Origin of the sequence: uncultured Winogradskyella sp. (assembly GCF_937958655.1) — a bacterium.
Classification (GTDB): domain Bacteria; phylum Bacteroidota; class Bacteroidia; order Flavobacteriales; family Flavobacteriaceae; genus Winogradskyella.
The window spans coordinates 19,046-36,340 of record NZ_CALGNH010000011.1 but is presented as its reverse complement, the minus strand read 5'-3'; the positions used below and the strand labels follow the sequence as shown (position 1 = coordinate 36,340).

Here is a 17,295-nt window from a genome sequence, read left to right as displayed (position 1 = left end):
TTCAATAATTACTGAAAGTTTAAAATTTATTATATCTTTGTACTATGCAATATCAAGAAGCAAAAGATAAGTTTATTAGTACTTGGGGAAGTTTAGGCTCACTTTGGGGCATAAATAAAGCAATGGCTCAAATACAAGCATTGCTTTTTATTTCTACCAAGCCCTTATCTATGGAAGATATTATGCACGACCTAAAAATATCTCGCGGCAACACAAGTATGAATTTAAGGCAACTGATGGATTGGGGCATTGTGACAAAGGTTTTAGTATCTGGTGAGCGCAAAGAATTCTTTACCACTGAAAAAGACGTTCAAGAATTAGCGCGTATTGTTGCAAAAGAGCGCAGCCGTAGAGAAATAAAGCCTGTTATTAAAGTATTAGATGAGGTCTCTTCTATTGAAAATGATGGTACAGAAAAAACAAAAGAACTTATAAAACAAACCAAAGCTTTAAAAGAATTATCGGACGATTTAGATACCCTTATGAATAAGTTAGTGAATCAAAAACAGAACTGGTTAACAAAGTCTGTTTTTAAGCTGATAAAGTAAGACTCTATTTTTTTAAACTATACTTTCAATATTTATTGAAAGTATTAAAACTACAATATTATGACAAAACTCTATCAATTCAACAAAATTTCTTTAATCATTACAGGTGTTCTTTACTTAACCATTGTATTAGGTTTATATGCGCAAGTCGTTCTTGGTGGCATTCAAATTATAAGTGCTATTGGTCTAGCCTTCTTTTGGAACAAATTCAATAGTAAACACAAAAGGCAATTTGCATTGTATTGGATTTTAGTTCTTACATATGGTTTTGGATGGTATTTAAAAATCGACCTTAATGATCTTTGGTGGTTTGGCATAATACTTATCCCAATGTCTATTGCTATATACTTTGTATGGTTTCTTAATAACATTAAAACTCTGAAACCATGAAAACTCAAATCCCAAATTGGCTTATCATTGCAGGTGGATGTGGTCAAATCTTCACCGCACTTATCTATCCTTATGTAAGACATAAAGTATTTGATTGGTATAATGATGTTAAGCAACTAAAGTCCTTAAATCAAGAAATTGCTAAAACCTATGGTCGTTATATTCAAGGCTTAAACTTTTCCTTTGGAATTATTGCAATTCTTCTTACTGAAGATTTAAAAAATGGATCAAAATTAGCAATCGCTCTAACTGGTCTTATCGCTGCATACTGGGTAGGTAAAGTCATCACTCAAATTGCTTACTATCCAATGTATCAAATCCCTCAAAAGCTATTATTTAAAGTGGGAAGTTATTTTATGAATTTTCTCTTTACACTTTTTGCAGTAGTATACACCTGGTTAGTTATTTACAATATATATTCTACAATCTAAATCAATAACCCATGACAACTCAAACTATTCCTTTCATAAATCACTCAGAGCAAAACCAAATAGAAATAGTAGATTTCTATAATGAAGCTACCGAAGATTATAAATTTTGGAGTAACGACTACAATATGCATTTTGGTTATTTTATTCCGTTTAAAACCAATCCCTTTAAGCGCGACTCTATGCTTAATGAAATGAATGCCCAAGTATTGAAACGTCTGAACATTGGGAGCAAAAAAAATCGACTTATTGATTTAGGCTGTGGTATGGGAGCCACCATGCGCCATGCACTTAAGCACTATAAAAACGTAATAGCTTACGGTGTAACTTTGTCTAACTTCCAAGTAAAACAGGGTAACGAGTTACTAAACGGTAAAAACGGAATTATTTTAAAAGAAAATTATAACGATACTTCATTTCAGTCTAACTCATTTAACTCAGCTGTTGCCATAGAAAGCCTTTGTCATTCTGGTCACAATTATAAGTCTTTAAGGGAAGCATATCGTATTCTAAAACCAGGTGGACGATTGGTCATTGCAGATGCTTTTTTAAAGAGAGATAGAAATGACCTTTGTAAAGGTGGAACATATGCTTATCACAACTTGTGTAATCATTGGAATCTCGAAAAATTAGAACCATATTATTACATAAAAGCACAGCTTGAAGATCTTGGTTTTAAAACCATTAAGATTGAAGATGCCTCATTTAAAGTAGCACCCTCCGTGCTGCATGTACCTTTTGCCATTACTGGTTTTATTCTTAAAAAGGTTCTAAGATTAAAAGGTCTGAAAAAAGAAAGTTTACATAACCTAAAAGGATCTTTTTACGCCTTATTATCTGGACTACATCTTAAAAGCCTTGGTTACTACATCATCAGTGCTACAAAATGAAAGGTGCATACAAAGTTTAATTTCGGATTTTTATAGTATTTTTGCTCCGCAATGAAAAATTTAAATGGCTAAGCATCATATAAACCCAAACAACTGGATATCATCATATTCAGACTACCTATTTAACTATACCATCTCTAGAGTTAACGATAGAGATATGGCACAAGATTTAGTGTCCGAAACGTTTCTTGCAGGACTTAAATCCATGGCTAATTTTAAAGGTGAAGCTAGTGAACGCACTTGGTTAGTATCTATATTAAAACGAAAAATTATAGATTACTATCGCAAAATAAATTCTAACAAAGGTAAAGCTGAAGTTAGAATGAATTACAATAGCGACACCGAAACAGAAGGAGATTGGATGGAAGAACGTGTCGCAGATCCTTTTGACAAAACAGCAGAAGACAAGTTAGAAAACTCAGAATTAGGAAACGCTATACATAACTGTTTAGAAAAGTTACCTAAAAAACAAGCTGAAGTTTTTAAAATGAAAACAATTTTAGGGCATGACACCGAAACTATTTGTAATGGACTAGATATCACTGCGTCTAACTTATGGGTAATCATTCACAGAGCAAGAACTGCTTTAGCTGATTGCATGGAAAAAAATTGGTTTTAAAATACAAATACCGTTTATACGGAGTTAGAAGATGAAGATAAGTACTTTATTTATTAGTTGTGAGGAAGCAAAACATATTTGCGACAAAACACAATACCAAGAAGCCACTAGTTGGGAACGTTTAAAATTGGGCATAAGACGATCATGGTGTCGCATAACACAGGCTTATGTTAAGAAAAACAATAAGTTAACCGAATTAGTAGAAAAGTCTGACTTAAACTGTCTTAAAAAAGAAGAACGTCATAACATTAAAAAGCAATTCGAAGAAGAATTAGCGAAGCATCAATAAAATTGTGAGCCAAATCACTGGCAAGCTCTCTACCCAAAAGGCGCTATAATATCTCGATTGAGTTTTACTAGAGAATACTAAAAAAAGTAATGTTATAAAGGTAACTATTAACATTACCATAATAGATTTGCCAGACAAGTTATCTTTAAAATAATCTAGAAAAAAAAATACCATCAATAATAAAACACCAATAATTTTGGTTTTTTTTATGCCAATTTTCTGAGGAATGGTGGCAAGTTTTATACTATCATAATTAAAATCTCTAATCTCAAAAGGCAACATCAACACCATGGTGTATAAAAAACGCTGAATACAAGTAATAATAGCATCTGTAGTAATAAACACATCATTATTAACCAAAGGTAAAATCACTGTAGTAAACGTCCACACAAAAGCTATAAGATATATTTTTAGCCCACCAACTGCTCTTAAATTTTTCTTAGGATCAATAAATATTTTTTTCGGAATGAGAGGCACTGCATATAAAAATGTTATTAATCCTAATACACTAATAACCAATAAGGTTTTTAATTGCAACTGGGCTCCATAATAACATAACGCTACAAAAGCAAAAAACGAAAAAATCTGAATAACCTTTAACCGATCCGTTAAACTTCTGTGATGAAATTGTGCAATACCAAAAAACTTCACAAAATTATAACCCGTAATGGTCGCAAAAAAAACAAAATAAAGTAGATGTTCATCATAACTAATATCAAACTCCATTATAGTAATCCAAGTTAGCGCGTAGGCCGCCAAAGCTACATGAATACTACTATTAAGGTAAAAGTTAAAAACAGGCTTTATAAACTTCATCTCACAAAAATAACTAATGTGTTAATAACCGTAAATTTCGGTTAAAAACTTTGGTATCTATTAACAAAAAAAATAGGCTAAATCCGTATTTTTGCATATCAAAAAAATAGCTAGATTTACGATGAATACAACCTCTTTTGCATTAAGACACATTGGCCCAAATTCAGAAGAACAAAAAGCCATGTTAAACACTATAGGTGTTACAAGTATAGATCAATTAGTTTCTGAGACCATACCCAAAGGTATTCGTCTTAAAAAAGACTTAGACTTAGATCCAGCAAAGAGTGAGCATGAATATCTCAACCATATATACAAACTCTCGCAACTCAATAAAGTTTATAAATCTTATATAGGTTTAGGCTACCACCCTTCTAACTTACCAGCTGTAATACAACGTAATATTTTAGAGAACCCAGGTTGGTATACAGCCTATACACCTTATCAAGCAGAAATTGCTCAAGGACGCTTAGAGGCTTTATTAAATTTTCAGACCATGGTTATTGATTTAACAGGTATGGAAATTGCTAACGCATCGTTATTAGATGAGAGTACTGCAGCTGCAGAAGCTATGAGCTTATTATTTGCAGTTAGAGAGCGTGCTCAGAAAAAAGCAGGAGTTAATAAATTTTTTGTTTCAGATTTAGTCTTACCGCAAACCATAGCCCTTTTAGAAACACGTGCTACTCCTATTGGTATTGAACTAGAAATTGGTAATGAAGCAGAATATAATTTATCCGAAGATTATTTTGGAGCTTTACTTCAATATCCTGGTAAAAATGGTCAGATTACAGATATTAAATCGTTCATTGAAAAAGCCAATGCTCAAAATATAAAAGTAGCCGTTGCCGCTGATATATTAAGCTTAGTTAAATTAGAAGCCCCTGGTAAATTTGGAGCAGATGTTGTACTCGGCACTACGCAACGCTTTGGAATCCCTATGGGTTACGGTGGCCCTCATGCTGCATATTTTGCAACAAAAGAAGCTTACAAACGAGATGTACCAGGTCGTATTATTGGTGTCACTAAAGATAGTAATGGCAATAGAGCCCTTCGTATGGCCTTACAAACACGCGAACAACATATAAAGCGCGATAAGGCCACTTCAAATATTTGTACAGCTCAGGTTCTATTAGCAGTAATGGCTGGCATGTATGCCGTTTATCACGGACCAAAAGGCCTAGATTTTATAGCAAGCAATGTGCAAAATGCAACAGGTACTTTAGCTGTAGCATTAGATAAATTAGGCTTAGAGCAAGTAAATACCCATTATTTTGACACCATCCAAATTAAAGCAGATTCTGTTAAAGTAAAATATGAAGCCGAAAAACGAGAAGTTAACTTCTACTACCCAGATAATAATACGGTTACAATTTCACTAAATGAAACTACAACAATTTCAGACTTAAATGAAATTATTGAAATTTTTGAAGCGGCCACAGAAACCGAAACCGATAGAATTACCTCTATCACTTCCTCTAATACAATTCCAGAGGACTTAAAGCGAGACTCCAAATTTTTAACCGTTGATGTTTTTAACGCCTATCATTCTGAAACAGAGCTTATGCGTTACATTAAGCGATTAGAGCGTAAAGACTTAGCACTAAACCATTCTATGATATCTCTAGGTTCTTGTACCATGAAGTTAAATGCAGCGTCCGAAATGCTACCCTTAAGTTGGAGCAACTGGGGAAATATGCACCCTTTTGCACCAAAACACCAAGCTGCAGGTTACCAATTAATGTTAAACGAGCTCGAAAATCAACTCACAGAAATCACAGGATTTGCAGCCACATCATTACAACCTAACTCTGGAGCACAGGGAGAATTTGCAGGTCTTATGGTTATAAAAGCTTATCATGAATCTCGTGGAGACCATCACAGAAATATTTGTTTAATTCCGTCCTCTGCACACGGAACCAATCCTGCAAGTGCTGTTATGGCAGGTATGAAGGTTGTTGTAACCAAAGCTTCGGAGAACGGCAATATAGACGTTGACGACTTAAGAGAAAAAGCAGAATTGCACAAAGACAACCTATCTGCATTAATGGTTACTTATCCTTCTACGCATGGAGTTTATGAATCCGCAATTAAAGAAATTACTCAAATCATCCATGATAATGGCGGGCAAGTCTATATGGATGGTGCTAATATGAACGCACAAGTTGGTCTAACCAATCCAGGTAATATTGGCGCAGACGTTTGCCACCTCAATTTACACAAAACATTTGCCATTCCTCATGGAGGTGGCGGACCTGGTGTTGGCCCAATTTGTGTTGCAGAGCAATTAGTTCCGTTTTTACCAGGAAACCCAATTATTAAAACAGGTGGGCGCCAAGCTATTTCTGCAATTTCCGCAGCACCATTTGGATCATCACTAGCATGCATCATATCCTATGGTTACATAACAATGTTAGGTGCTAAAGGGCTAAGAGAAGCAACAGAGGTGGCTATTTTAAATGCCAATTATATAAAGGAACGTTTAGAAGGCTACTACGATACGCTCTATACAGGTGAAAATGGAAGAGCAGCTCACGAAATGATAATTGATTGCCGCGATTTTAAAACAAAAGGCATTGAAGTAACGGATATAGCCAAGCGCTTAATGGACTATGGTTTCCATGCGCCAACAGTATCTTTCCCAGTAGCAGGTACCATGATGATAGAACCAACGGAAAGCGAAAATAAAGCAGAAATGGATCGTTTTTGCGATGCTATGATTTCTATTAGAAAAGAAATAGACGCTGCTTCTAAAGACGAGCCAAATAATGTATTAAAAAACGCCCCTCACACTATGGCAATGCTTACCGCTGACGAATGGTTATTACCATACACCAGAGAAGAAGCTGCTTTTCCGTTAGATTACGTAAAAGACAATAAATTTTGGCCTAGTGTTAGACGCGTAGATGACGCCTATGGAGATAGAAATCTAATCTGTAGTTGTACGCCAATTGAAGCCTATGCAGAAGCATAAATAAGGTTTTGAACATCGTAAAGCAACATAACGTATTTTTAGTTTTTTGCTAAATTACCCTTACATTGCTACTTTTAGATCAAATAGTGATTAGAATACCATATTTATGAGCATTAAAATAACAGGAACAGGAAGCTATATCCCTAATCGTATTGAAAAAAATGTTGAGTTTCATCAACATGCTTTTCTTAACGCAGATGGTTCGTCAATTGACTACCCAAACGAAGTTATTGTAGAAAAGTTTAAAGCCATTACAGGAATTAGTGAACGCCGTTATGCAGATAATGAATTGGTAAGTTCTGATTTAGGATTTTTAGCAGCTCAAAAAGCCATTGACGATGCCAATATTGATCCAGAAAGTATCGATTATATCATTTGCGCCCATAATTTTGGCGATGTAAAACACAACACCATACAGAGTGATATTTTACCTTGTTTAGCCGCTCGTATAAAACATAAACTCGGCATTAAAAACCCAAAGTGTGTTGCCTATGATATACTCTTTGGTTGCCCAGGTTGGGTAGAAGGTATAATACAAGCCCAAGCTTATATTAAGGCAGGCATGGCAAAACGTTGTTTAGTTATTGGCACAGAAACACTTTCTCGTGTCGTTGATAAGCATGATAGAGATTCTATGATTTACTCTGATGGTGCAGGTGCTAGTATTGTTGAAATCAGTGAGACTGAGGGCGGTATTTTAGCACATGAGTCGGCATCGTTTACTCACGATGAAGTGTACTATTTATTTTTTGGAAATTCTTACAACAAAGACCTATGCAGAGATACGCGCTACATAAAAATGCATGGTCGTAAGATATATGAATTTGCATTAACCAACGTTGCTAAAGCCATGAAAGATTGTTTAGATAAAAGTGGTATTGATATATCTGAAGTTAAGAAAGTCCTTATCCACCAAGCTAATGAAAAAATGGATGAAGCCATTATAAAACGCTTTTACAGATTATATAAAACCAAAGCACCAGAAGGCATTATGCCAATGAGTATTCATAAATTGGGTAATAGCTCTGTGGCTACAGTACCTACCCTTTTTGATTTAATTAGGAACAAGAAATTAAATGATCATAAAATCAACAAAGGTGATGTTATTATATTTGCGAGTGTTGGTGCAGGCATGCATATTAATGCAATTACCTATAGATATTAACAATTCATTTTTTGCAAAATTTTTACAAAATTATTTACAACTCCTATTTAAATTTCATACTTCGTAATTTAAATAGGAGCGTGCACACTTTACTTCCAAAAAAAATAAAGCTACCTCCTTCAGGTATTTTAAAGCTAAAAACAGATTCGGGTATAATTAAACTAGCTACTAACCAAACCAGCTACTTAACACAGCTTCTTTTTTGGAACGGTTATAAAAATTTTGAATACTCAAATATTTTCGAAAAACTTTCTAAAAAGACAAATACGTTCTTAGATATTGGTTCTAATATTGGCTATTACGCTTTATTGGGAGTAGTATCTAATCCAAATATGAGAGTTTATGCATTTGAACCTGCACATGGCCCAAAGTTCTACCTAAATAAAAACATAATTCTTAATAACTTATCCCACAACATCACAGCAGTTGATTTGGCATTGTCCGATACCAATGGAGCAATTGATTTCTATGAAGTTGAAAGCTTCAAATACAAATATCTTAAGTATAATCTAGCTGGAGAAGGAAATGCAGGCACAAAGAAAACTTCAAGAAATTTTGTTAAAAATGAACTTGAAGCAAAAACATTAGATGATTTTGTTAAACAACAAAATATACCGTCAATAGATCTCATGAAAATTGATACTGAAGGCACGGAAATTGACATTTTAAATTCTGGTTTAAATACTATTAGAAAGTATCAACCAATAGTTATATGCGAAACATTATTTAGCACTATTGAAAATGAATTAGAAGACTATTTTAAAAATTTAGATTACGTTTTCTACAATTATACCAATAACGGCCTAACAAGGGTTGAAACTATTAAGCGTACAAAAGATAATGGTGTTAGGAATTGCTTTTTTGTTCCAAAAAATAAAATCAACTTAATAGAAGAATTTGTAGTTTAGACTATGAATTTCTACATCATCATACCAGCCCACAACGAAGAAAGTTATATAGGTAAAACTCTTCAATCATTAGTTGAGCAAACGCTTCTCCCAAGGCAATTGGTAGTAGTCAATGATAATTCTACAGACCAAACTCAAAAAATAGTTAAAGCCTTTACATCAAAACACAGCTGGATTACACTAGTTAATACAACCTCCTCAGACCAACACCTACCTGGTTCTAAAATAATTAATGCATTCAATAAAGGTCTAAAAACTTTAGATGATAACTATGAGGTTATGTGTAAGTTTGATGCCGATCTTATTTTTCCAAATAACTATTTGGAATCTATTGCAGCACATTACAAAAACAATGTAAAACTCGGTATGGTCTCTGGTTTCTGTTATATTGAAAAAAATGGACAATGGGTTTTAGAAAACTTAACCAACAAAGATCATATAAGAGGTGCACTAAAAGCCTATAGAAAAGAATGCTTTCTACAAATTGGGCAACTCAAACCATCAATGGGTTGGGACACGGTAGATGAACTTTTAGCCAAGTACCACGGTTGGCAAATTTTTACTGACGAATCGCTCCATGTAAAACATCTAAAACCAACTGGCCAATCTTATAACAAGGCCTCAAAATACTTGCAAGGTGAGGCCATGTACAAAATGCGTTGTGGGTTTTGGATTACGCTGATTTCAGCTTTAAAATTGGCCTATAAAAAAAAGAATCTCAGGTTATTTAGAGATTATTTGAGTGGTTATTTTAGGGCGAGAGGAAAAAAAATAGATTTTTTAGTTTCTAAAGACGAAGGCAAATTTATTAGAGGTTTTCGGTGGAAGGGGATAAAATCAAAATTCATAAAATAAACTTACTGCAAGATGATGCTTATAATTCATTACATTGGGTATAAACTAAATTCCTAGAATGCCCAACTTTTGTAACTACTTGAGGCTTCAATTTTATTTTCATTAGCGTCATCTAACTCTGGGAAGAAATCTATACCTGTTAACTTTTCAATTTCATCAACAGATACAACAAACCTATATAATGGTAAATCTGAGTCTTTATGACTCAATAAAAACGCCAATACTTTTGGTTTTCCGTTGGTATTATCTAACACAATTTTATAAAACTGATTTGGCACGGCAACACCCTCTTCACCTATGGTTTTTAATCCATCTTTTAAGATTCCACCTGTAACCACAAAAACACCATCGTATTTTTTGGCCCAATACCTCACTTTTTGTTCTAATCTATTCCAAATACCAGAGTTAAATTGATGTTCTTGAGGACTAATATTACTAGTTAAAAAGGTTTCGTCATGTGCTGCTTTACTAAACCTTCTGTCGCCTGCAGGACAAAGATGGCCTCGATCATAACCAGATTGCTTATAGTTTCGCCAATGTGCAGCTCCACTTTTTACGCTTTCATCAACTCTAAAATATGGTCTTTTGTGGTTTACTGAACTTAAATGCTTGGCTTTGAGCTCATAAGCTACCCATTCTGCTTGTTCGTAAGGTTCATTATACGATAACGAATAGTTTTGATGATGTACGACCTGACCAGTTGTACTACTGGGTAAAAAATATTCGTTGGTTTCTATCTTAGGTAGTTTGCCTTCTTCAACAATTGCTGACTCTTTTTCTGAATCTATGTAATGTTCAAAAACATAAATAGTCACCAAAATAATAATGGCAATAAATGAATATAGTTGTTTTTTATTCAAAATAAATCTTAATCAATTACAAACTCCAAAACATCACCTGTTGCTCCATTAGGAAAACTAATACCCAAAAGGGCAGAAATTGTTGGTGCAATATCTGGGATTACAGTTTTGGTATGTGTTTCTCCCTTTTGTATGCCAGCTCCAAAAAACAATAAAGGCACATGGGTATCGTAATTTAATCCACTACCATGTGTAGATCCTGTTTTACTATAGGCAATATGTGCTATATCATCTACAACAATAACATCGCCAGAACGTTTTTGGTTAAAGCCATTTTGCAACAAGGCTTCTATTCCTGTTGTAAAATTAGTACTATTCATGGCTGTTGCTGTATAGACCTTTGCTATATTGGGATAACTAATTTGCTCGTCAACAAGTGCTTGTTCTACCTCATGAATATTTAAGTTTAATTCTTTGAGTTTAGTTTTATTAATAAAGATCTGATTATTACTCACATTTTCAACAATAGCATTAGTGCCATACGTCGCTTCTAAAAATGTTGTAAAGCGCGCTTTTCTCTCATTATAGTCTAAATACCCAGCAGGAATATTTACCGATTGTAAATATGCAGGTACCTCAACAGCTCCATGATCTGCGGTTAAAAAGACCGTGTATCTACCTTTTCCCACAGTTTTATCTAAATGATTAAAAAACCGCTCTAAATCACGGTCTAATCTTATATAGGTGTCTTGTATCTCTTTAGAGTTTACCCCAAAATTATGCCCTACATAATCCGTACTCGAAAAACTTACGGCTAACATATCTGTTGCTTCATTAGTGCCTAAGGGTTCACCATCTATAGCAGCAATGGCAAAATCTACAGTTAAACTATTTCCGTAGGCTGTTGCTTTTAGAATATCGAAACCATTATTTTCTTTTTCTAAAGCTTTTAAATCATAAGGAAATGTGGCTGTGTCTTTCCCTTTAAAACCAGCTTCAAAATTATTTAAATCACTACCACTTTCTGTGTACGTTTCAATAGGTTGATAGGTATCCCAAACTTTTAAATACGACGCTGCAGTGTTAGATGTATTAAAATCCTTAACCCATTTTGGAAGATCATCTCTGTAAAATGTACTTGTTATCCAAGCCCCTTCATCCTTACCATAAAACCAATACGCGCCATTTGCTGTATGACCCGCTGTTAAAATAGCACCTCTATCTTTTATAGCTATACCTATAGTTTTTCCTCGCATTTGTGTAAACAGCCTATTCTCATCCGCAAAAGTTGTTGTTAACATTCTACGTGGAGACATTTTACCTGCATCACTATTGGTACCAACAGATTCAACATTAGTGTCTGAGGCACAATACACGGTTTCTTTTAGTGTTTTATCATACCAATAATTTGAAATAATACCATGGTATTTTGGTGTAGTACCAGTATATACTGAAGCATGACCAGGACCTGTATAGGTTGGCACATAATTAAAATGATTGTTTTTGCAATTAAATCCTTCACGCATCATGCGTTTAAAACCACCTTCACCAAACTTAGACGCAAAGCGCGTTAAATAATCGTAACGCATTTGATCTACAACAATACCTACAACCAGCTTTGGTTTTGATGTTAATTCTAAATTACGTTCAGCCATTGGCGTTTCTTGAGAACCACATGAGTAAACTAAGGCTAATATGCTTATAAAAATGACTATTTTTTTCATTATAAATACAAGAAATTTCGATATTCAAAAATACAGCTTTTCGCTTATCTTAAATTAACATTAATTAACTCATCTTTTTTCATACTTTAGCATTAAGAAAACTTGTATGAAGTACCTTCATAATATTGGCACCTACTTTATAATGATTAAGGATATGTTCCGCAGACCAACAAAATGGTCTGTGCTTAAAACACTAATCCTAAAAGATATTGAAGATCTTATTATTGGGTCTTTAGGCATTGTTTCTTTTATTGCATTTTTTGTTGGAGGTGTTGTGGCCATACAAACGTCATTAAACATTGACAACCCTTTAATCCCTAAATATCTTGTGGGTTTTGCAACTCGCCAATCCATTATTTTAGAATTTGCACCAACCTTTATTTCTATAATTATGGCTGGTAAAGTGGGTTCATTTATTACGTCTAGTATAGGAACAATGCGCGTTACTGAGCAAATTGATGCGCTAGAAGTGATGGGTATTAATGCCATTAATTATCTGGTTTTTCCCAAATTTATAGCCTTAACCTTATACCCTTTTGTAATTTCTATTGCTATGTTTTTGGGTATATTAGGCGGTTTAGCAGCCTGCGTATATGGTGGCTACGGCAGTTTAGAAGATTATATTGAAGGCGTGCAAACCGATTTTATTGTGTTTCATATGATATATGCCTTTATTAAAACCTTAGTGTTTGCATTTATTTTGGCCACTATTCCTTCGTTTTACGGTTATTTTATGAAGGGTGGCGCTTTAGAGGTTGGTAAAGCCAGTACAACATCGTTTGTTTGGACCAGTGTGGTTATTATATTAATAAACTTCTTATTAACTAGTTTACTTTTGGGCTAATGATTGAGGTAAAAGATCTACATAAATCGTTTGGTGAAACTAAAATTCTTAAAGGAATTTCCACGGCTTTCAAAAAAGGAAAAACCAATTTAATTATAGGTCAAAGTGGATCTGGTAAAACTGTCTTTCTAAAATGTTTATTAGGTCTTTTTGATTACGAAGGTGGTTCAATTTCTTATGAAGGAAAAATTTTTAAAAATCTAACTAGGGATGAAAAGACATCACTTAGATCAGAAATAGGAATGGTTTTTCAAGGCAGTGCTCTGTTTGACTCTATGACCATTGCTGAAAATATTATGTTTCCGTTACGAATGTTCACCAAACAGAGTAAAAGTGAGATGGAAGATCGTGTAGATCTTGTACTTAAACGTGTTAATTTAGATAGTGCCCATCACAAAATGCCAAGTGAAGCTTCTGGAGGCATGCAGAAACGAGTTGCTATCGCAAGAGCAATTGTTAATAATCCAAAATATTTGTTTTGTGATGAGCCTAACTCTGGTTTAGATCCTAAAACGGCTATTGTTATTGATAACCTCATCCAAGAAATTACAGATGAATACCAAATAACTACAGTAATCAATTCTCATGACATGAATTCTGTTATGGAAATTGGCGAAAAAATTGTCTTTCTCAAAGATGGCTTAAAAGCATGGGAAGGCACAAAAGAGACCATTTTTAGAACCGATAACGAAGCTGTTACAAATTTTGTATACTCTTCTGAACTGTTTAAAAAAGTTCGAAAAATGTATTTAAATGAGAATCAATAATTAGTGCCTTCTTATATAAACGGTATCTACTTTTAACTCGTTTTTTAACCAAAGTTGTAGTTTTTTCTCTCGATCTAATACAAGGCTATCATTTAAATCTAATTTCCATCTTACATTAGCTACATCTACAGTATCTATAGTAACAAAATCTTTAGACTCTAAAAACTTGGCATAACCAAATGCTTCTAATTCATTAAATCGAATCTTTACGTCTTTAGAAAGCATTGTAAAAGACACAGAGTTATTGTTATTGTCTGTAGCATTAGACTCTAGAACCTTATTGAGATCCGTTACCTTTAGCTCCAACTTACTAATTTGGTCTTGAAGACTTTTAATAACAATATCCTTTTGATCTAAATCTGCGTAAGCTCTATTTAAAGATGCGTTTAACATATCTGCACTTCTCGTTTTATTGGCATTAATTATGAGTTCAAAATCTTTAATATTTTTATATTTCTTTTTATTGTTTTCTAAAGCAGAAATCATTTCATCGCTCACATCACCGTTAAAATGTAAATTAATAATTTTATGAACTGCATCTAGATCTTCATCGCGTTCTTGGTACCAAAGGTTTGGATTACTATTAATATCATTTTTAATAAAAGCATTAAAGTCTGCTTTAACACGGGTATCTGTAATAAAGTTAACGAAGCTCACCGTTGGCCAAATCATAACGATAATAGCAATTAACGAGGCTAATTGCGCAATGCGTCTTCGCTTTTTTGAATTGGCATATTTTAGCATTGGAAAACGTAAAAGTTTCAATACTATAAAAGTGGCCAAAGCAATAAATATTGTATTTATGGTAAATAAATTCATGGCACCTAGGAAGTTATCAAAACCACCTTCTATACCACGCACACCATTAGCAAGACCATATCCTGCGGTACATAAGGGTGGCATTAATGCTGTTGCTATAGCAACACCAAAAATTACAGACGCAATAGTTCCTTTTTTTGTTCTTGCTATAATTAATGCCAAACCTCCAAAAAAGGCAATGAGTACATCTCTGATATCTGGTTTTGTACGCCCTGCTAATTCACCGGTAATAATTTCGGCAGTTGGAAAAATCCTAAAAAATAAAAATGCCGTTAATAAACTAAGCACAATCATTATTGCAAGGTTAATTAGAGACTTCTTTAACGTATCAATATCATTTAGTGCTATAGACATTCCTATACCTAAAATAGGTCCCATTAATGGTGAGATTAACATGGCACCTATAACAACAGCTGTAGAATCTGCATTTAGACCAACTGAAGCCACCATGATGGAACAAACCAAAATCCAAGCCGTGGCTCCTTTAAAAGAAATATCGGCCTTTATTGCGGCAATTGTAGCATCTCGGTCTGTATCGTCTCTAAAATCTAAAAGCTCACTAAGAAAGGTAGAAATACTTGCAAAAAGACCTTGTGCATCTTTTTTTACGGCTTGCTTTTTTTCTTCAACAGCCGCCTCTTTATTCATTTCGTTAGTCTTCTGTGACTGATCTTCATCAGAGAAATTAAATTTGCTTTCTTCCATTGCTAAAGTTTAATAGTAAGCCTAATATAAAAAATAAAAACGTCTTATTTTTTAATTGAGCTAAGGGTGATATTACAAATCACCGTATTTTTTTTTTATGCGTTGTTGTATTTGCTTAATATCTTGTTCCTTATCCTTAGGATAAATTAAAAGTGTATTTCTATGATCTACAATAATATAATTATTTAAACCATCAATAACAACGAGTTTATCTTTTGGCGCTCTAACGATGTTTCCTTCAGCATTTTCAGCTAGGCTTTTAGCTTCTAAAATGGCATTGTTATGGCCATCTTTATCCAATTTATCATAAAGACTTCCCCAAGTGCCAAGATCATTCCAATCAAAAGTTGCAGAAATGACGTACACATTATCACTCTTTTCCATTAAAGCATAGTCTACAGAAATATTTTCTGACTTGCCATAATTATCTCTAATAAAGTCGTCTTCAAATTCCGTATTATAAACATTATAACCACACTCAAACAGTTTATATAATTCTGGCTGATTTCTTTTAAAGGCTGAAATAACCGAAGCTACACTCCACATAAAAATGCCTGCATTCCATAAAAAATTACCTTGATCTATAAAAGATTTAGCGGTCTCATAATCTGGCTTTTCACGGAATTGTTTAACAGATTTCACTTGTAGTTCGCTCAACGACTCTTCTTTATCAAATTCAATATATCCATAACCCGTATTTGGAAATGTTGGTGTTATACCCAAGGTCATTAGCGCATCGCTAGAGGTGCAATAATCAAAAGCAGTTTTTACATTATTTGAAAACGCTTGTTCATCTTCAATCCAATGATCACTAGGTGCTACTATCATCAGTGCATCTTTATTTTCTTTTTGAATTTTTAAAGAGGCATATAAAATACATGGTGCTGTGTTGCGCATTGTAGGCTCTAAAACTACCTGGCGCTTTGTAAGCGTAGGTAATTGCTCAAATACCAAATTATTATAACGTTCGTTAGTTAAAATAAAAATATTTTCTTCTGGAATAAGATTTGTTAAACGCTTAAATGTTTTCTGTATTAAGGTTTCACCAGTTCCTAACATATCATGAAACTGTTTTGGATAGCTCTGCGTACTTACTGGCCAAAACCGTGACCCTACTCCTCCTGCCATTAGTATGGCATAATAATTTTTGTTTTTCATTTTATAATATTTCTACTTCGGCATTTGGGTTGAAAAGGTAAATCTTTCCTGTGTTTTCTTCAACACATTCGAAGCGTTTTCTTCTTTTATTTCCACGAATAAAAACTCTATTATTATAAAGCTTAAATCTTTGGTTAAAATTTACTTCAAATACGTAATTTTTATTGTTAGGTTCGTCGAATTGCTTTAAAGCTAAGGCGAGTGTCGCGTCTGTATCGCTCGATGCTTTTGGATTCTTAAAATGCTTTGCCAAAAGTGGTAATAAGTCTACAGGAAAAACTTCTGGTCTTAAAAAAGGTAACATTAAATACTGAAAGGTGTGTTTCCACTCCTTTCCATGCGGTTTTATAAAACGTCCATAGGTATCAAAAGCTTTAAAATGAGCTATCTCGTGGACTAATGTAATTAAAAAACGATACGGATTCAGGTTTCCATTTACAGTAATTTGGTGTTTACCATTTGGTAAAGGCCTATAATCTCCATGTTTGGTTTTACGTTCTTTTTTTACTTTAACAACGATATTGGTTTGGCTCAATAAGGCTTCTACCTGAGCATGTGCTTCACTAGGAATGTAATCTAAAAGCTTTGTTTGCATTGTT

The 17,295-nt window shown here is 33.8% G+C and carries 18 protein-coding genes; 12 read left to right on the top strand and 6 right to left on the bottom strand.

What is annotated here, in order from left to right:
- Positions 1 to 44 precede the first annotated feature (44 nt).
- The 6 genes from Q0800_RS02335 (at position 45) to Q0800_RS02310 (ending at position 3,164) form a co-directional block, all read left to right on the top strand.
- Positions 45 to 548 (top strand): ArsR family transcriptional regulator, encoded by a 504-nt coding sequence (locus Q0800_RS02335; protein ID WP_299127263.1) that lies wholly within the window; start codon positions 45 to 47, stop codon positions 546 to 548.
- Between the two features lie 60 nt (positions 549 to 608).
- Positions 609 to 938, top strand: coding sequence for a hypothetical protein (locus tag Q0800_RS02330; protein ID WP_299127261.1), 330 nt, complete (start codon positions 609 to 611; stop codon positions 936 to 938).
- Positions 935 to 1,369 (top strand): hypothetical protein, encoded by a 435-nt coding sequence (locus Q0800_RS02325; protein ID WP_299127260.1) that lies wholly within the window; start codon positions 935 to 937, stop codon positions 1,367 to 1,369. Before Q0800_RS02330 ends, Q0800_RS02325 begins: the two co-directional genes overlap by 4 nt.
- Before the next feature lie 11 nt (positions 1,370 to 1,380).
- Positions 1,381 to 2,256: a class I SAM-dependent methyltransferase gene (locus tag Q0800_RS02320; protein WP_299127259.1), complete on the top strand. Its 876-nt coding sequence runs from the start codon at positions 1,381 to 1,383 to the stop codon at positions 2,254 to 2,256.
- Positions 2,257 to 2,320: 64 nt separating this feature from the next.
- The gene (locus Q0800_RS02315; RefSeq protein ID WP_299127258.1) at positions 2,321 to 2,875 is read left to right on the top strand and encodes a sigma-70 family RNA polymerase sigma factor; all 555 of its coding nucleotides are present in this window, start codon (positions 2,321 to 2,323) and stop codon (positions 2,873 to 2,875) included.
- A 31-nt stretch (positions 2,876 to 2,906) separates the two neighbouring features.
- Positions 2,907 to 3,164 (top strand): hypothetical protein, encoded by a 258-nt coding sequence (locus Q0800_RS02310; RefSeq protein WP_299127256.1) that lies wholly within the window; start codon positions 2,907 to 2,909, stop codon positions 3,162 to 3,164.
- On the opposite strand, the gene Q0800_RS02305 is transcribed toward Q0800_RS02310, so the two are convergent.
- The gene (locus Q0800_RS02305) at positions 3,147 to 3,980 is read right to left on the bottom strand and encodes a hypothetical protein (protein ID WP_299127254.1); all 834 of its coding nucleotides are present in this window, start codon (positions 3,978 to 3,980) and stop codon (positions 3,147 to 3,149) included. The two genes, Q0800_RS02310 and Q0800_RS02305, sit on opposite strands and share 18 nt — an antisense overlap.
- 121 nt (positions 3,981 to 4,101) lie before the next feature.
- On the opposite strand from Q0800_RS02305, the gene gcvP reads away from it, so the two are divergent.
- The 4 genes from gcvP to Q0800_RS02285 all read left to right on the top strand — a co-directional run bounded on the left by gcvP (position 4,102) and on the right by Q0800_RS02285 (position 9,879).
- Entirely contained in the window at positions 4,102 to 6,951 is a 2,850-nt protein-coding gene (gene gcvP, locus Q0800_RS02300) for an aminomethyl-transferring glycine dehydrogenase (RefSeq protein WP_299127252.1), read from the top strand.
- Between the two features lie 106 nt (positions 6,952 to 7,057).
- Complete coding sequence (locus tag Q0800_RS02295; RefSeq protein WP_299127251.1) at positions 7,058 to 8,116, top strand: ketoacyl-ACP synthase III; 1,059 nt, start codon at positions 7,058 to 7,060, stop codon at positions 8,114 to 8,116.
- A gap of 11 nt (positions 8,117 to 8,127) precedes the next feature.
- Positions 8,128 to 9,024 (top strand): FkbM family methyltransferase, encoded by an 897-nt coding sequence (locus Q0800_RS02290; protein WP_299127249.1) that lies wholly within the window; start codon positions 8,128 to 8,130, stop codon positions 9,022 to 9,024.
- Between the two features lie 3 nt (positions 9,025 to 9,027).
- A complete protein-coding gene (locus tag Q0800_RS02285) occupies positions 9,028 to 9,879 on the top strand; it encodes a glycosyltransferase family 2 protein (protein WP_299127248.1) in 852 nt (283 codons plus the stop codon).
- 53 nt (positions 9,880 to 9,932) lie between these two features.
- Here the strand turns inward: Q0800_RS02285 and Q0800_RS02280 are convergent, their stop codons facing one another.
- Together Q0800_RS02280 and pafA are read right to left on the bottom strand one after the other, a co-directional pair.
- Positions 9,933 to 10,739, bottom strand: coding sequence for a DNA/RNA non-specific endonuclease (locus Q0800_RS02280; RefSeq protein WP_299127247.1), 807 nt, complete (start codon positions 10,737 to 10,739; stop codon positions 9,933 to 9,935).
- Between the two features lie 8 nt (positions 10,740 to 10,747).
- Positions 10,748 to 12,403: an alkaline phosphatase PafA gene (pafA, locus tag Q0800_RS02275; RefSeq protein WP_299127246.1), complete on the bottom strand. Its 1,656-nt coding sequence runs from the start codon at positions 12,401 to 12,403 to the stop codon at positions 10,748 to 10,750.
- Between the two features lie 106 nt (positions 12,404 to 12,509).
- On the opposite strand from pafA, the gene Q0800_RS02270 reads away from it, so the two are divergent.
- Both Q0800_RS02270 and Q0800_RS02265 read left to right on the top strand, forming a co-directional pair.
- Positions 12,510 to 13,247, top strand: a complete 738-nt coding sequence (locus Q0800_RS02270; RefSeq protein ID WP_299127245.1) for an ABC transporter permease — start codon at positions 12,510 to 12,512, stop codon at positions 13,245 to 13,247.
- Positions 13,247 to 14,014, top strand: coding sequence for an ATP-binding cassette domain-containing protein (locus Q0800_RS02265; RefSeq protein ID WP_299127243.1), 768 nt, complete (start codon positions 13,247 to 13,249; stop codon positions 14,012 to 14,014). The genes Q0800_RS02270 and Q0800_RS02265 overlap by 1 nt, the downstream gene beginning before the upstream one ends.
- On the opposite strand, the gene Q0800_RS02260 is transcribed toward Q0800_RS02265, so the two are convergent.
- From Q0800_RS02260 to Q0800_RS02250, 3 genes are all read right to left on the bottom strand, one after another.
- Positions 14,015 to 15,538: a DUF389 domain-containing protein gene (locus tag Q0800_RS02260; protein ID WP_299127241.1), complete on the bottom strand. Its 1,524-nt coding sequence runs from the start codon at positions 15,536 to 15,538 to the stop codon at positions 14,015 to 14,017.
- 72 nt (positions 15,539 to 15,610) lie between these two features.
- Complete coding sequence (locus tag Q0800_RS02255) at positions 15,611 to 16,696, bottom strand: mannose-1-phosphate guanylyltransferase (RefSeq protein WP_299127239.1); 1,086 nt, start codon at positions 16,694 to 16,696, stop codon at positions 15,611 to 15,613.
- 1 nt (position 16,697) lies between these two features.
- Positions 16,698 to 17,291, bottom strand: a complete 594-nt coding sequence (locus tag Q0800_RS02250; protein WP_299127238.1) for a SprT-like domain-containing protein — start codon at positions 17,289 to 17,291, stop codon at positions 16,698 to 16,700.
- Positions 17,292 to 17,295: the final 4 nt, after the last annotated feature.

What these genes read in the sequence shown, in the direction of transcription:
- Q0800_RS02250 (WP_299127238.1), bottom strand. Translation starts at nt 17,291, where the DNA reads ATGCAAACAAAGCTTTTAGATTACATTCCTAGTGAAGCACATGCTCAG.
- Q0800_RS02310 (WP_299127256.1), top strand. Translation starts at nt 2,907, where the DNA reads ATGAAGATAAGTACTTTATTTATTAGTTGTGAGGAAGCAAAACATATT.
- Q0800_RS02285 (WP_299127248.1), top strand. Translation starts at nt 9,028, where the DNA reads ATGAATTTCTACATCATCATACCAGCCCACAACGAAGAAAGTTATATA.
- Q0800_RS02265 (WP_299127243.1), top strand. Translation starts at nt 13,247, where the DNA reads ATGATTGAGGTAAAAGATCTACATAAATCGTTTGGTGAAACTAAAATT.
- gcvP (WP_299127252.1), top strand. Translation starts at nt 4,102, where the DNA reads ATGAATACAACCTCTTTTGCATTAAGACACATTGGCCCAAATTCAGAA.
- Q0800_RS02325 (WP_299127260.1), top strand. Translation starts at nt 935, where the DNA reads ATGAAAACTCAAATCCCAAATTGGCTTATCATTGCAGGTGGATGTGGT.
- Q0800_RS02330 (WP_299127261.1), top strand. Translation starts at nt 609, where the DNA reads ATGACAAAACTCTATCAATTCAACAAAATTTCTTTAATCATTACAGGT.
- pafA (WP_299127246.1), bottom strand. Translation starts at nt 12,403, where the DNA reads ATGAAAAAAATAGTCATTTTTATAAGCATATTAGCCTTAGTTTACTCA.
- Q0800_RS02320 (WP_299127259.1), top strand. Translation starts at nt 1,381, where the DNA reads ATGACAACTCAAACTATTCCTTTCATAAATCACTCAGAGCAAAACCAA.
- Q0800_RS02305 (WP_299127254.1), bottom strand. Translation starts at nt 3,980, where the DNA reads ATGAAGTTTATAAAGCCTGTTTTTAACTTTTACCTTAATAGTAGTATT.
- Q0800_RS02335 (WP_299127263.1), top strand. Translation starts at nt 45, where the DNA reads ATGCAATATCAAGAAGCAAAAGATAAGTTTATTAGTACTTGGGGAAGT.
- Q0800_RS02295 (WP_299127251.1), top strand. Translation starts at nt 7,058, where the DNA reads ATGAGCATTAAAATAACAGGAACAGGAAGCTATATCCCTAATCGTATT.
- Q0800_RS02315 (WP_299127258.1), top strand. Translation starts at nt 2,321, where the DNA reads ATGGCTAAGCATCATATAAACCCAAACAACTGGATATCATCATATTCA.
- Q0800_RS02260 (WP_299127241.1), bottom strand. Translation starts at nt 15,538, where the DNA reads ATGGAAGAAAGCAAATTTAATTTCTCTGATGAAGATCAGTCACAGAAG.
- Q0800_RS02255 (WP_299127239.1), bottom strand. Translation starts at nt 16,696, where the DNA reads ATGAAAAACAAAAATTATTATGCCATACTAATGGCAGGAGGAGTAGGG.
- Q0800_RS02270 (WP_299127245.1), top strand. Translation starts at nt 12,510, where the DNA reads ATGAAGTACCTTCATAATATTGGCACCTACTTTATAATGATTAAGGAT.